The sequence below is a fragment of the Sphingopyxis lindanitolerans genome, assembly GCF_002993885.1.
GTDB lineage: Bacteria > Pseudomonadota > Alphaproteobacteria > Sphingomonadales > Sphingomonadaceae > Sphingopyxis > Sphingopyxis lindanitolerans.
In genome coordinates, this window is sequence record NZ_CM009578.1 from 1,172,121 (window position 1) to 1,185,472 (window position 13,352).

Sequence of the window (13,352 nt, forward strand, 5' to 3'; positions counted from 1 at the left end):
GGGGGTCCATCTCCGGCCGCGGCTATCCGGAACCGGCGGGAGATGGGCCCCCGCCTTCGCGGGGGAACACAGCTTCCTTATCGCTCATATCCTCCCCCACCTCGACCAGCCCATGCCCAACGCTCACCCGCTCGTCGAAGACGAAGCAGCTTCCGTGCCAGCGGCTGTCCACGGCGGGCACCTGCTCCAGATAGGCGAGAATGCCGCCCTTCAGATGCACCACATCCTCGACCCCCTCGCTGCGCAGGAAAGCAGTCGATTTTTCGCAGCGGATGCCGCCGGTGCAGAACATCGCGATCCGCTTGCCCGCAAACTCGGCGGCATGGTCGCGCCACCAGCCGGGGAAGTCGCCGAAACTCTTCGTCTGCGGATCGATTGCGCCGGCAAAGCTGCCATAACCGACCTCGAAGCCGTTGCGCGTGTCGATCAGCACCGTGTCCGGATCGTCGACGATCGCGTTCCAGTCGGCGGGATCGACATAGGGCGCGGCCTCCCGCGCCGGGTCGAGCCCCGGCACCTTCATCGTCACGATTTCCTTCTTCAATCGCACCTTCAGCCGCTGGAACGGCATCGCGGCGGCGGCCGAATATTTGACGTCGAGGTCCGCGCAATCGGGGAGCGCGCGGATATAAGCGAGGACGGCGGCGATCGCTTCCGCGCTGCCCGCGATCGTCCCGTTGATCCCCTCGCGCGCCAGCAGCAGCGTGCCCTTGACCCCCTGCGCGGCGCACAGGTCGAGCAAGGGCTGGCGCAGCGCGGCGGGATCGTCGAACGGCGCGAAACGATAGAGGGCGACGACGGTGAAACTCATGGCGCAGCCCATAGCGGCGGCGGCGAAAAAAGAGAAGATTCGCGCAGAGGCCGCAGAGGGGAAGGAGTTGGTTCACGCGGAGACGCGGAGGCGCGGAGATGATGGGCCGAAAGGCCCCTTCTTACTGCGTCGTCAGTTTGCAGCGTGAGGTCGCAGGAAAAGGCCGCTTCGCGGCAAGGACTTTCTCCCTCCGCGTCTCCGCGTCTCCGCGTGAACATTATCCCTTCTGCGATTTCCGCAGCCTCTGCGCGAATCCCAATATTACCGGAACGGATCGCCCCGCGCCGTCGCATAATGCGCCATCGCCATCGTCGTCCATTGCGCGTTGACGCGAATGCAGGTGGGAAAGACGCTGGCATCGGTCACCAGCACATTGGTCGTGCCATGGACGCGGCATTCGGGGTCGACGACGCCGTGGCGCGGGTCTTCGTTGATCGCATTGCCGCCGTGCGGATGGCTGCTCGACAAGGTGACGTCGTCGGCCTCCTCGATCGCACCCTCGAAAAAGGCGTCGACGTCCATGCCGGGCGTCACCACCTGCCCCTTGGTCAGCGCCGGATAGCATTCGAGCGCGCCCGCGGCGAAATGCACCTTGGTCAGCGTCGCCATCGCGCGGCGGAGCAGCGGCAGATCCTCGGCCTTGTCGAGCTGGAACTTGAGCTTGCCGTCCTTGACCCGCCCGCGCCGGTCGGCGGGAAACAATATGCCGGCCGAATGGACGCGGCCGAAGTTCTGCATCCGCGCCGCATGGTCGGCGAACCAGCCGGGCATCAGCGACGCCATCGCCATCGGCGGCTGGAAATGGCTTTCGAGCAGGAAATCGCCGCAGTCGACATAGGTCGCCATCTGGTCCTCGTCCCACGCATCGCCGCCGATCCCCGGCGGCATCAGCGCGACGACCGGCGAGGCGATGTTGAGCGACACCCGCTGGCCGGTGCCGTCGATGTCGCTGCGGCTGAGCAGCTTCGACGAGGCGATCGTGCCGCCCGCGACGATCACCCCGACGCGGGCGCGGACGAGCACGCGCGAGCCATCGGGCAGGATCAGCTTTACCGCTTCGGCCTCGCGCCGGCCGTCGATCGCGGTCTGCCAGACGATGCGGTCGGCCTTGGTGCCGGGCAGGATGCGGGCGCCATGGTCGCGGCAGGCATCGGGCAGATAGGTCTGCGCCATCCCCATCCGCCGCCCATAAGCGCAGCCGGTATTGCAAAAGCCGCAATAGGCGCAGGCGGTCGGCGTGTTCGGCGGCCCGAAATTCTTTGCGAACCAGTCGGCGACGGCGCGCTGGTCCTTGGGGTCTGGCGATGTCGCGGCATAGGCGTGCCAGCCGTTCAGCAGATGCGGGCCGTTGTGCCGCCCGCTGCGCGGCTCGATCGGCGCGATGCCGAGCCGGCCCTGAATCACGTCATAGCTTTGGTGAAAGGCGGCGGCGTCGATCGGCGCGCCGACGCTCGCCCATTTGGCGAACACATCGACCGCGTCGGGGTGCGTCCGCCCCGCCTCGTTCACGCGCAGACAGATGCCGTTGTTGATCGTCGACGACCCGCCGACGCAGCGCCCCTGGAACACCACGAAATCGCGGTTGGTCGAGGTTTGCAGCGCGCCATGCTTGAACAGGTTCGCGACCATGTCGAGTTCGTGATGATTGATCCGCGGCGACGGATAGAAAGGCCCTGCCTCGACGATCAGCACCTTATATCCCTGCGCCGCGACGCCGTGCGCCGCGACCGCGCCGCCCGCGCCCGAGCCGATGACGATCACGTCATATTCGTCGCCCAGCGTCGCGGCACCCAGGATATGCGCGGGGTCGATCTCGCGCCCGTCGACGCGCTCGATCGGCATCTCGCCCGCGCCGCGCGCGCGGAATTTCGGCAGGGTAAAGCCGATCTGGCGATGCACCGGATTCGCGGCGTTGGCATCCTGGTCGCCGGGCTCAACCCCTGCCTGCCAATGGCCGTAATAGCAGGCGTAGACGATACCGCGCAGCCGCGCCATGTCCTGAAAAAGGTCGATCTGGCTGTTCTGAAGCCGGTTCCCGATGCGCCGCGCGCGCTCCTCGACATCGGCCAGCGCGAACAGCGGCCCGAGCACGATTTCGGTCGCGGTCAGCGACAGGCGAATCTCGTCGAGCTTCGTCCCGCCGACCTTTGCGAACAGATCGGTGATGTTGGCGACGACCTGATCGGCGCTGATCGCCATCTCAGCCTCGTGGAACAGCGCCTCGGTCAGCGCCTTCAGGAATTTGAGCTGCCCGAAATTGAACGGCGCCGCCATTGCTCTACCCCCTGCCTGCCACCTGTTCGCAAATGCCGGGTTATAGGCCGGGCGTGCAAGCTGTATTGTACGGGATCGCCAGCGCGGACAGAATCTATGCGGTGCGCGCCATTGCTGCCACCGGCAGAAACGGCCGCACCGCCGCCAGCGCGCGGTCGACATAGTCGGCTTTCTCGCCGACCGGCGCGACATAATGGAGCGCTTCCTCGGCCGCCTCGACGCCAGCGAGCCGCGTGATGATCCACGCTGCGAGATATTGCGAGGCGAGGCAGCCGCCCGCCGTCGCGATATTGCCATGCGCGACGAAGGGTGCGTCGAGCACCTCCACCCCCGCCTCGATCACCCAGGGCTTGGTGGTCAGGTCGGTGCAGGCGGGCAGGCTGCCGATCAGCCCCAGCTTCGCGAGCAGCAGTGTCCCCGAACATTGCGCGCCGACGAGCTGGCGCGACGGGTCGAGCCTGATGCGGTCGAGCAGCAACGGATCGGCCGCGATCTCGCGCGTGCGGATGCCGCTGCCGACGATCACGGCGTCGGCCTTGGCGGCGAAGTCGAGCGGTTGCTGGCGCTCGACCGTCACGCCGTTCATCGAAGTCACCTGCGGCGTCGGCGCCGTGATATGCGCCTCCCAGCCCCGCCCGCGCAGCCGGTTGAGGATCGCGGCGGCAACGAAGCTGTCGAGCTCGTTGAAACCATCAAAGGTCAGGACCGCGATCTGCATGCGAAGGACTCCGTCGAATGAAAGGGACGGGGACCATAGAGGAACGGCAGCGACGGGAGAATGCTTGTTTTGGGATAGCGAGCGGACACCCCAATTTTCGTCGCCCCCGTGCAGGCGACGGTCTGGCTTTGGCCGCTACGCCGCCTTCTTCGCCTGCCGGAACTTGTGCAGCAGCGGCTCGGTGTAACCCGACGGCTGCGCCGCGCCTTCGAAGATCAGCGCCCGCGCCGCCTGCCAGGCGATGCCGTCCGGCGTCAGCTTCTCATAAAGCGCATCGCCCGCGTTCTGCGCATCGACCTTGGCCGCCATCCGCGCCAGCGCGGCATCGACCTGATCGGCGGTGCAGACGCCGTGGAGCAGCCAGTTCGCCAGCGCCTGCGACGAAATGCGCAACGTCGCGCGATCCTCCATCAGGCCGACGTCGTCGATGTCGGGGACCTTCGAGCAGCCGACGCCCTGGTCGATCCAGCGCACGACATAACCCAATATGCCCTGGCAATTGTTATCGAGCTCGCGTGTGACCTCAACCTCGCTCCAGTTGCGCCCGGTGGCGACGGGGATGGCGAGCAGCCGGTCGAGCGCCGGAACCGCCTCGCCCGCGATCTCGCGCTGGCACGCAAACACATCGACCTGATGATAGTGGAGCGCATGGAGCGTCGCGGCGGTCGGCGACGGCACCCAGGCGGTGTTCGCGCCCGACTTCGGATGGCCGATCTTCGCCTCGATCATGCCGCGCATCAGGTCGGGCATCGCCCACATGCCCTTGCCGATCTGCGCCTTGCCCGACAGGCCGCAGGCCAGGCCGATGCGGACGTTGCGGTCCTCGTAGCTCGCGATCCAGTCCGACGCCTTCATCTCGCCCTTGGGGATCATCGGCCCGGCGTGCATCGAGGTGTGGATCTCGTCGCCGGTGCGGTCGAGGAAGCCGGTGTTGATGAAGACGATGCGGTCCTTCACCGCTGCGATACAGGCAGCAAGGTTGGCGCTGGTGCGGCGCTCCTCGTCCATCACCCCGACCTTGACCGTGTGGCGCGCGAGGCCGAGCATATCCTCGACCGCGTCGAACAATCGGTCGGTGAAACCACATTCCTCGGACCCGTGCTGCTTGGGCTTGACGATATAGACGCTGCCCGCCCGGCTGTTGCGAAGGGTGCCGAGCCCCTTGAGATCGTGGACCGCGCACAGGCTGGTGATGACCGCGTCGCAGATGCCCTCGGGCGCTTCGGCGCCGTTCGGCAGCTTGATCATCGGCGTCGTCATCAAATGGCCGACATTGCGCACGAACAGCACGCTGCGCCCGTGCAGCGTAAAGGGCGTGCCGTCGGGCGTGGTCCAGTCACGATCGGGCTCCATCGCGCGAGTCACGGTGCGGCCGCCCTTCTCGAAACTTTCGGTCAGGTCGCCGCGCATCAGCCCCAGCCAATTGGCATAGCCGACCACCTTGTCCTCGCCATCGACCGCGGCGACGCTGTCCTCCAGGTCGATGATCGTGGTCAGCGCCGCTTCGAGCAGCACGTCGGCGATTCCCGCCGGGTCGATCTGGCCGATCGCGCTGACGGGGTCGATCAGCAGTTCGATGTGGAGGCCGTTGTGGCGCAGCAGGAAGCCGCCGGGGCGGGTGCCGACAAGCTGCGCCGGGTCGGCGAGCACCAGCTCTCCGCCCTGCCAGTCGGCCCATTTGCCACTGGCCAGCGGCACCGCTTCGTCGAGGAAGGCCTTGGCGCGCGCGATCACCGCCGCGCCGCGCGCCGCGTCATAGCCGCCGGGTTTCGCCGCCGGCGCGTCGAGCGCGTCGGTGCCGTAAAAAGCATCGTAAAGGCTGCCCCAGCGCGCATTGGCGGCGTTCAAGGCAAAGCGCGCGTTGAGCGCAGGGACGACAAGCTGCGGCCCCGCCATCGTCGCGATCTCGGGATCGACGTTCGCGGTGCCGACCGCGAAGGGCGCGGGTTCAGGCACCAGATAGCCGATCTCGCGCAGATACGCCTGATAGGCTTGCGCGTCGTGCGCCCCGCCCACACCAGATTCTTTGGCGCGCGCCTGGTGCCAGGCGTCGATCTTCGCCTGCAAATCCTCACGCTTCGCCAGCAAGGCGGCGTTTTCGGGCGAGAATTTGCCGAGCAGCCCCGCGAAATCGGCCCAGAAGCGATCGGCCTCAAGCCCCGTTCCGGGCAACGCCTTCTTCTCGATGAAGGACGCCAGACGCGAATCGACGGACAGGCCGTGGCGGTCGAGGAAATCAGTCATGCAAGCACCCTTTGGTCAGCGCGTTCGCGCTCGTGGACCCGGGGAGGAAAGGGCCGCCGCCCTATGCCGCGAATGACAAGGCTTGGCAATGGGGTGGCTTGCTCGTCATTGCGAGGAGCGCAGCGACGAAGCAATGATGGAACAGAACTACCGCGACCGCGCCGTCTCCGCCCGGCGATGGTCGCGCCGCGCCTTGAGCAGATCGTGGCGCGACAATATGCCCAGCACCTTGCGCGTCGCCGGATCGACGATCGGAATGCGCCCGACCCCGGTTTCGACGATCATATCGGCGATCTGCCCGATCGGCGCATCGGCATGGGCGACCGGCTGCGCGGCGTCGGAGACGAGGTCGGCAAGGGTGCAGTCGGGGGGCACGTCGGTGACCCGCCAGCCGAGCACGTCGCTGCGCGATACCAGGCCGACCAGTCGGCCTTCCTCGTCGACCACGGGATAGCTGCGATGCTCGGCGCTTCCCGCAAAGAAATCGAGAACGTCGCCCGCGAGCATCGTCGCGGGAAGCGTCGCGGGTTCGGGGGTCATCAGGTCGCGCGCCTGCACCAGGTCCATCGGATCGACGACATATTCCTGCCGGATATGCCGCCCGCGCCGCGCGATCTTTTCGGTGAGGATCGAACGCTTCATCAGCAGCACGCTGACCGCATAAGCGCTGCACGCGCTGGCGATCGTCAGCGGCAGCGCGCCATACATGCCCGTCACCTCGACCGCGAACAGCGCGCCGGTCAGCGGCGCGCGCATCGCGCCGCTCAATATCCCCGCCATGCCGACGAGCGCCCAGACCCCCGGATGGCCGAGCCACAGATGCCCGGCCAGCGCCCCCGCCGCACCGCCGAGGATGAGCAGCGGCGCCAATATCCCGCCCGACGTCCCCGACCCCAGGGCAAAGAGCCAGACCACCGCCTTGACGACGAGCAGCGCGACGACGACCCGCGTCGCGAGCGTTCCGTCGAGCAGCGCCTGGATGCTGCCATAGCCGGCGCCAAGGACATGCGCGTCGATCAGCCCGCCCAGCCCGACGACCACCGCGCCGATCGCGGGCCACCACATCCAATGGACCGGCAGGCGGTGAAAGCCATCCTCGATCCGATACAGAAGCGCCGACAGCAGCGTCGCCTCGAGCCCGACGACGACGCCGAGCAGACCAGCGATCGGCAGCGCCGTCGCGGCGGGTGGCAACGCCGCCGCCAGCGGGAACATCGGTTCGCTGCCGATCAAGAGCGGCCGGACGCCCATCGCGACGAGCACCGCGACGACGACAGGGACGAAACTGCGCGGCTTCCACTCGAACAACAGCACTTCCAGCGCCAGCAGCACGGCGGCGAGCGGGGTGCCGAAGATCGCGGTCATCCCCGCCCCGGCGCCCGCGACCAGCAAGGTCTTGCGTTCGGCGGCGCTGAGGCGAAAGCGCTGCGCGAACAGCGAACCGATCGCGCCGCCGGTCATGATGATCGGCCCCTCGGCCCCGAACGGCCCGCCGCTGCCGATCGAGATCGCCGCCGAAATCGGTTTCAGCACCGCGACCTTCGGCGACAGGCGGCTCTGGCCGTACAGGATCGCCTCGATCGCCTCGGGGATGCCATGACCGCGAATCTTGTCCGACCCGAAACGCGCCATCACGCCGATCATCAGCGCCCCGATCACCGGGATGGCGACTACGAACAGCCCGACCGACGCATCGGTGATCGCGGCGGGGGCAAAGGAAAAGCGGCCGAACCAGAACAGGTTCGTCGCCAGCGCGATCGCTTTCAGCAACACCCAGGCGCCGACCGCGGCGCCCGCCCCGATCGCCAGCGCCAGCCCGGCGAGCAGCAGCATCCGCCGGTCGGCGCTATGGTCCGCGAGCTTATAGGCGGCGGCGGGTGGGACGGTCATGATGGTTCCAGCAGGATTGAACGGAAGGCCGCGCCAATATATCGCAATACGATATAATTCAATGGAAGGTAGTGGGTCCGTTCGAATATGGGCTTTTGCAAGGAACCTACTTCTCATCCTTCGTCATGCTGAACTTGTTTCAGCATCCATGGCCTGCGCTCTCATCCGGCGCTGCATTTGTCGAAGGCTCGGGCCACGGACCCTGAACCAAGTTCAGGGTGACGAGAAAGGAGAGGTTCGCGAGCCGAACGCCGGCCCATATTCAAACGGGCTCACTACCCTATGGAGTTTTGCCGATGGCCGATCCGACATCCCCGCTGACCGATCCCGATTATGCCGCGCTCGCCGATTTTCGCCACGCGCTGCGCCTGTTCCACGCCTTCAGCGAAGCAAGCGCCGCGCAGCAGGGGCTGACCCCGCAGCAGCATCAGGCGCTGCTGGCGATTCGCGCCGCCGGGTCCGGCCCGCCGACGATCGGCGATGTCGCGCGGCGGCTGATGCTGAAACCGCACAGCACGACCGGGCTGTTGGGCCGGCTGGCCGAGCAGGGGTGGATCGAGCGGATCGCCGCGACCGCCGACCGCCGCCGCGCCGAACTGCACCTGACCGCCAAGGCGCGCGCCGCGCTGGCCGCGCTGTCGGCCGCGCACCGCGACGAAATCCGCCGGATGCGGCCGACGCTCGAGGCGATGCTCGCGGCCATCGGATAGGATGCGCGCCGGGGGTCGCCAAAACCCCCTCGCTCTGGCTATACGCTGGACATGCAGACCCCTACGGCAACCGAACAGGCCATCCTCGACCGCGCCGCCGACGCCCCGATGCTGACCCAGGTCGAGCAATGGGCGAAGGTGAACAGCGGCACCGGCAATCTGGCGGGGCTGAAAACCGTCGCGGGGCTGCTCGCCGACGCTTTCGCCGCGCTGCCCGGCACGGTGCGGCTCGTCGCGCCCGACCCGGTCGAAAGCGTCGATGCCGCCGGGACCGTCAGGACGACGCAGCGCGGCGACCACCTGCATCTTCGCGTCCGCCCCGACGCGCCGGTGCAACTGCTGCTGACCGGCCATATGGACACGGTGTTCGCCGCCGACCACCCGTTCCAGTCGCTCCAATGGCGGGAGCCCGGCGTGCTCAACGGCCCCGGCACCGCCGACATGAAGGGCGGCATCGCGGTGATCCTCGCGGCGCTGAAAGCGATCGAGGCCTCGCCGCTCGCACCGCGCGTCGGCTATGACGTGATGATCAACAGCGACGAGGAGACGGGCAGCCACGCTTCGGCGGCGCTGATCGCCGAACTTGCCAGGGGCAAAATCGCGGCTTTGACCTACGAACCTGCGCTTCCCGACGGCACGCTCGCGGGCGCAAGACCTGGCAGCGGCAACTTTTCGGTGCTGATTCACGGCCGTTCGGCGCACGCCGGTCGCAACCCCGAGGAGGGTCGCAACGCCCTCGTCGCCGCCGCCGATCTCGCGCTGCGCTTGAATGCACTTAAATCCCTGGAATTAAAGGTTAATCCTGCCAAAATCGATGGTGGAGGCCCCAATAATGTCGTCCCCGATCAGGCGATCCTGCGCGTCAATATGCGCCCGATGACTCCCGCCGCGATGACCGCCGCCGAAGTGGCGCTACGCGGCACTATCGCCAACATCCAGCGCGACCACGACGTTCACTGCCACCTCCACGGCGGCTTCAACCGCCCGCCCAAGCCGCTCGACCCGGCGGCGACGCGCCTGTTCGAGCTGGTGCGCGACTGCGGCGCGGCGCTGGGCCTCAGCATCGGCTGGAACGCCACCGGCGGCGTCTGCGACGGCAATAATATCGCGGCGTGCGGCGTGCCCGTCGTCGACACGATGGGCCCGCGCGGCGGCGCCATCCATTCATCGGACGAATTTCTGATCACCGACAGCCTCGCCGAGCGCGCGCGGCTGTCGGCGCTTACCATCGCGAGAATAGCGGAACGGGGGACTGTGTGAACTATGTGATCCGGGCGGCCACACCGGGCGATCTGCAAAGCATCTATGAAATGGCGAAGCTGACCGGCGGCGGCTTCACCAACCTGCCCCCCGACCGGCAGGCACTGCGCGCCAAGCTCGAACGCGCCGAAGCCGGTTTCGCATCGGACAGGGAATATCCGGGCGACGATCTGTATCTGATGGTGCTGGAGGATCTGGACAGCGGTGAGGTGCGCGGCACCTGCCAGATTTTCGGGCAGGTCGGCCAGCGCTGGCCCTTCTACAGCTATCGCATCGGCACCGACAGCAAGCATAGCGAGCAATTGGACCGCACCTTCCACGCGCAGGTGCTGATGCTCAGCAACGACCTCAACGGCGCGAGCGAGGTCGGCGGATTGTTCCTGCACCCCGCGGCGCGCGCCGGCGGGCTCGGGCTGCTGCTCGCGCGATCGCGCTACCTGTTCATCGCGCGCCACCGCGCACGCTTCGGCGACCGCATCCTCGCCGAACTGCGCGGGGTGATCGACGAAGCCGGGGGCTCGCCCTTCTGGGACGGGGTAGCGGGCAAATTCTTCGGGATGAATTTCCAGGAGGCCGACCAGTTCAACGCGGTCCACGGCAACCAGTTCATCGCCGACCTGATGCCCAAGCACCCCGTCTATATCGCGATGCTGCCCGACACCGCGCGCGCGGTGATCGGCATCCCGCATCCCACCGGACGCGCCGCGATGCGGATGCTCGAAAATGAGGGCTTCGCCTTCGAAAATTATGTCGACATCTTCGATGGCGGCCCGACGATGACCGCACGCACCGACCAGGTCGCAAGCATCCGCGACGCCAGGCAGGTCGAGGTGACGGCGATCGGCGATGGTGGAGACGGGGGCGGCGCGGACGCGCTGATCGCGACCGGGCGGCTTGCCGATTTCCGCTGCTGTTTCGGCCGCATGGGCGAAGGCGGCGCGATCGATGCCGAGGCGGCGCGGATATTGGGCGTCGGTGTCGGCGACGAAATAAGCTGGATCGGGCGCTGACATGCTCACCGAAATCAATTTCGACGGCATCATCGGACCGACGCATAATTATGCCGGGCTCAGCCGCGGCAATATCGCATCGGCAAGCAATGCCGGCGGCGTATCGCAGCCGCGCGCCGCGGCGTTGCAGGGCATCGAAAAGATGTGCCACACGATCGCGCTCGGCCTGCCCCAAGGTCTGTTCATGCCGCTGGATCGCCCCGACGCGCCGTGGCTCGAAACGCTTGGCACCTCGCTCGAAGGCGCCGAGCCGCATCTGCGCGCACAGGCCTGGTCGGCGTCGTCGATGTGGGCCGCGAACGCCGCGACCGTGTCGCCCGCACCCGACAGCGACGACGGCAAATGCCACCTGACCGTCGCCAACCTCGTCACCATGCCGCATCGCAGCCATGAATGGCCGGGGACGCTTGCGCAGCTTCGCCTTGCCTTCGCCGATCCCGCCTTTGCCGTCCACGGCCCGGTCCCCGCCCCCTTTGGCGACGAGGGCGCGGCGAACCATATGCGCCTGTGCGACGGGCACGGCTCGCCGGGGGTCGAGATCTTCGTCTATGGATTGGGCGGCGGCCGCTTCCCGGCGCGCCAGCATCTCGACGCATCGAAGGCGATCGCGCGCAAGCATCGGCTCGACCCCGCCCGCACCCTCTTCATCCGCCAGTCGGACACCGCGATTCAGGGCGGCGCTTTCCACAATGATGTCGTCGCGGTGGCGAACGAGCGGGTGTTGTTCACGCACGAAACCGCGTTCGAGGATCGCGAAGGCGCCCACGCGCAAATCCGCGCCGCCTTCCCCGAAGTCGAGATCGTCGAAGTGCCCGCGAGCGCGGTCAGCCTGCCCGAAGCGATCAAATCCTATCTGTTCAACGCCCAGCTCGTCAGCCTGCCCGATGGCGATGGCATGGGGCTGGTGCTGCCGACCGAGGCGCGCGACACGAGGCCGGTCTGGGACTGGCTCGAGGCGCATGTCGCGGGCAACGGGCCGATCCGCCGCCTGCTGCCCGTCGACGTCCGCCAGTCGATGGCGAACGGCGGCGGCCCCGCCTGCCTGCGCCTGCGCGTGGTCGCCGATCCGGCGCGCATCGATTCGCGTTTCCTCGCCGACGCGGCGAAGCTCGACCGCATCGCCGAGGTCGTGACGCGGCACTGGCCCGAGGCGATTGCGCCCGGCGACCTGGCTTCGTCGGCGCTCACCGCCGAGGTGCGCAGCGCGCGCGCGGCGTTGCTGGGCGCGCTCGACCTCGCCGAACTGGCCTGATCGTCGGGTGAAAATCCGCGAACTGATCGACACCGCCGCGGTTCCGGGTGGCGAGACGCTGCGCCTGTTCCGGCGCGGCGACGACTATATCATCGCGATCGGCGGCAATGAGCTGATGAACAGCCGGATGAGCGGGTCCGAGGAAGCGCTCGCGGTGATGAGCTGCGACCGGCTGCGCAGCCCCAATGCCGCGCATTTACTGATCGGCGGCTATGGCATGGGCTTTACGCTGCGCGCGGCGCTGGCGATGCTGGGGCCGGAAGCGAAAATCACCGTCGCCGAACTGGTTCCGGCGATCGTCGATTGGGCGCGCGGCCCGATGGCCCAGCTTGCGGCAGGCTGCCTCGACGACCCGCGCGTCGATCTGGTCATGGGCGACGTCGGCGCGGCGATCGCGGCGGCGCCCGGCCGCTATGACGCGATCCTGCTCGACGTCGACAATGGCCCCGACGGGCTGACCCACCCGGCGAACGACCGCCTCTATTCGCCCGCCGGCCTGGCGGTGGCCAAGGCGGCGCTGCGGCCCGGCGGGATATTGGCGATCTGGTCGGCCGCGCCCGATGCCCGCTTCGCGCGGCGGCTCGCGGCAGCGGGCTTTCGGGTGGAAGAGGTCGGCGTGCGCGCCCGCGCGGGCGGCAAGGGCGCACGCCACGTCATCTGGTTCGCACGATAAGGCCGCGCGCTTGGGTACCCGCTAAAGCGGCAATTCGGTGGTCGCCTTGATTTCGGACAAGGCAACGGTCGAGTTGATTTCCTGAACCCCCGGCAATTTGCTGAGCTGGTCGAAGAAGAAGCGCTCATAGGCGTCGATGTCCTTCGCCACGATACGTAGCATGAAGTCGGTCGTGCCCATCAGCACATAGGCGTCGAGCACCTCGGGAAAGCCACGGATCGCGGCGCTGAATTCGTCGAGATTGGCGCGGCCGTGCGCGTTGAGCTTCACCTGCGCGAAGACATGCGCGTTGAGCCCCACCCGGCGCCGGTCGATCAGCGCGACACGCTTGCGGATGAAGCCGTCACGCTCGAGCCGGTCGATGCGGCGCCAGCAGGGCGACACCGACAGGCCGACGCGCTCGGCGATCTCGGCGGTCGTCTGGCTCGCGTCGCGCTGCATCTCGCGGAGGATTTTTATCTCGAATGGATCAAGGTCGGTCATTTGTTCTCCATATGGCAAATATACAGG

Annotated in this window: 11 protein-coding genes; 5 read left to right on the forward strand and 6 right to left on the reverse strand. The window is 67.5% G+C overall.

From position 1 onward, the window contains the following. Positions 1 to 22: 22 nt before the first annotated feature. The 5 genes from trhO to CVO77_RS05650 form a co-directional block, all read right to left on the reverse strand. Complete coding sequence (gene trhO / locus CVO77_RS05630; protein ID WP_105998268.1) at positions 23 to 811, reverse strand: oxygen-dependent tRNA uridine(34) hydroxylase TrhO; 789 nt, start codon at positions 809 to 811, stop codon at positions 23 to 25. Positions 812 to 1,072: 261 nt separating this feature from the next. Then, positions 1,073 to 3,085, reverse strand: coding sequence for a GMC family oxidoreductase N-terminal domain-containing protein (locus CVO77_RS05635; protein WP_105998269.1), 2,013 nt, complete (start codon positions 3,083 to 3,085; stop codon positions 1,073 to 1,075). A 94-nt stretch (positions 3,086 to 3,179) separates the two neighbouring features. After that, complete coding sequence (locus tag CVO77_RS05640) at positions 3,180 to 3,803, reverse strand: DJ-1/PfpI family protein (protein ID WP_105998270.1); 624 nt, start codon at positions 3,801 to 3,803, stop codon at positions 3,180 to 3,182. Positions 3,804 to 3,938: 135 nt separating this feature from the next. After that, positions 3,939 to 6,047 (reverse strand): malate synthase G, encoded by a 2,109-nt coding sequence (locus CVO77_RS05645; RefSeq protein ID WP_105998271.1) that lies wholly within the window; start codon positions 6,045 to 6,047, stop codon positions 3,939 to 3,941. 147 nt (positions 6,048 to 6,194) lie between these two features. After that, complete coding sequence (locus tag CVO77_RS05650) at positions 6,195 to 7,937, reverse strand: chloride channel protein (RefSeq protein WP_105998272.1); 1,743 nt, start codon at positions 7,935 to 7,937, stop codon at positions 6,195 to 6,197. A 296-nt stretch (positions 7,938 to 8,233) separates the two neighbouring features. Between CVO77_RS05650 and CVO77_RS05655 the strand changes: the two genes are divergently transcribed. The 5 genes from CVO77_RS05655 to CVO77_RS05675 are packed head-to-tail and all read left to right on the forward strand — an operon-like array spanning position 8,234 to position 12,842. Next, positions 8,234 to 8,647, forward strand: coding sequence for a MarR family transcriptional regulator (locus CVO77_RS05655; RefSeq protein WP_105998273.1), 414 nt, complete (start codon positions 8,234 to 8,236; stop codon positions 8,645 to 8,647). A 51-nt stretch (positions 8,648 to 8,698) separates the two neighbouring features. Next, positions 8,699 to 9,907 (forward strand): hydrolase, encoded by a 1,209-nt coding sequence (locus CVO77_RS05660; protein WP_105998274.1) that lies wholly within the window; start codon positions 8,699 to 8,701, stop codon positions 9,905 to 9,907. Further along, positions 9,904 to 10,917, forward strand: a complete 1,014-nt coding sequence (locus CVO77_RS05665; protein ID WP_105998275.1) for an arginine N-succinyltransferase — start codon at positions 9,904 to 9,906, stop codon at positions 10,915 to 10,917. The genes CVO77_RS05660 and CVO77_RS05665 overlap by 4 nt, the downstream gene beginning before the upstream one ends. 1 nt (position 10,918) lies before the next feature. Next, on the forward strand, positions 10,919 to 12,169 hold the full coding sequence (locus CVO77_RS05670) for an N-succinylarginine dihydrolase (protein WP_105998276.1): 1,251 nt from the start codon (positions 10,919 to 10,921) through the stop codon (positions 12,167 to 12,169). A 7-nt stretch (positions 12,170 to 12,176) separates the two neighbouring features. After that, complete coding sequence (locus CVO77_RS05675) at positions 12,177 to 12,842, forward strand: spermidine synthase (protein ID WP_105998277.1); 666 nt, start codon at positions 12,177 to 12,179, stop codon at positions 12,840 to 12,842. Between the two features lie 21 nt (positions 12,843 to 12,863). On the opposite strand, the gene CVO77_RS05680 is transcribed toward CVO77_RS05675, so the two are convergent. Continuing rightward, positions 12,864 to 13,325: an Lrp/AsnC family transcriptional regulator gene (locus CVO77_RS05680; RefSeq protein ID WP_105998278.1), complete on the reverse strand. Its 462-nt coding sequence runs from the start codon at positions 13,323 to 13,325 to the stop codon at positions 12,864 to 12,866. Positions 13,326 to 13,352: the final 27 nt, after the last annotated feature.

What these genes read in the sequence shown, in the direction of transcription:
- CVO77_RS05640 (WP_105998270.1), bottom strand. Translation starts at nt 3,803, where the DNA reads ATGCAGATCGCGGTCCTGACCTTTGATGGTTTCAACGAGCTCGACAGC.
- CVO77_RS05650 (WP_105998272.1), bottom strand. Translation starts at nt 7,937, where the DNA reads ATGACCGTCCCACCCGCCGCCGCCTATAAGCTCGCGGACCATAGCGCC.
- CVO77_RS05645 (WP_105998271.1), bottom strand. Translation starts at nt 6,047, where the DNA reads ATGACTGATTTCCTCGACCGCCACGGCCTGTCCGTCGATTCGCGTCTG.
- CVO77_RS05680 (WP_105998278.1), bottom strand. Translation starts at nt 13,325, where the DNA reads ATGACCGACCTTGATCCATTCGAGATAAAAATCCTCCGCGAGATGCAG.
- CVO77_RS05635 (WP_105998269.1), bottom strand. Translation starts at nt 3,085, where the DNA reads ATGGCGGCGCCGTTCAATTTCGGGCAGCTCAAATTCCTGAAGGCGCTG.
- CVO77_RS05660 (WP_105998274.1), top strand. Translation starts at nt 8,699, where the DNA reads ATGCAGACCCCTACGGCAACCGAACAGGCCATCCTCGACCGCGCCGCC.
- CVO77_RS05655 (WP_105998273.1), top strand. Translation starts at nt 8,234, where the DNA reads ATGGCCGATCCGACATCCCCGCTGACCGATCCCGATTATGCCGCGCTC.
- CVO77_RS05670 (WP_105998276.1), top strand. Translation starts at nt 10,919, where the DNA reads ATGCTCACCGAAATCAATTTCGACGGCATCATCGGACCGACGCATAAT.
- trhO (WP_105998268.1), bottom strand. Translation starts at nt 811, where the DNA reads ATGAGTTTCACCGTCGTCGCCCTCTATCGTTTCGCGCCGTTCGACGAT.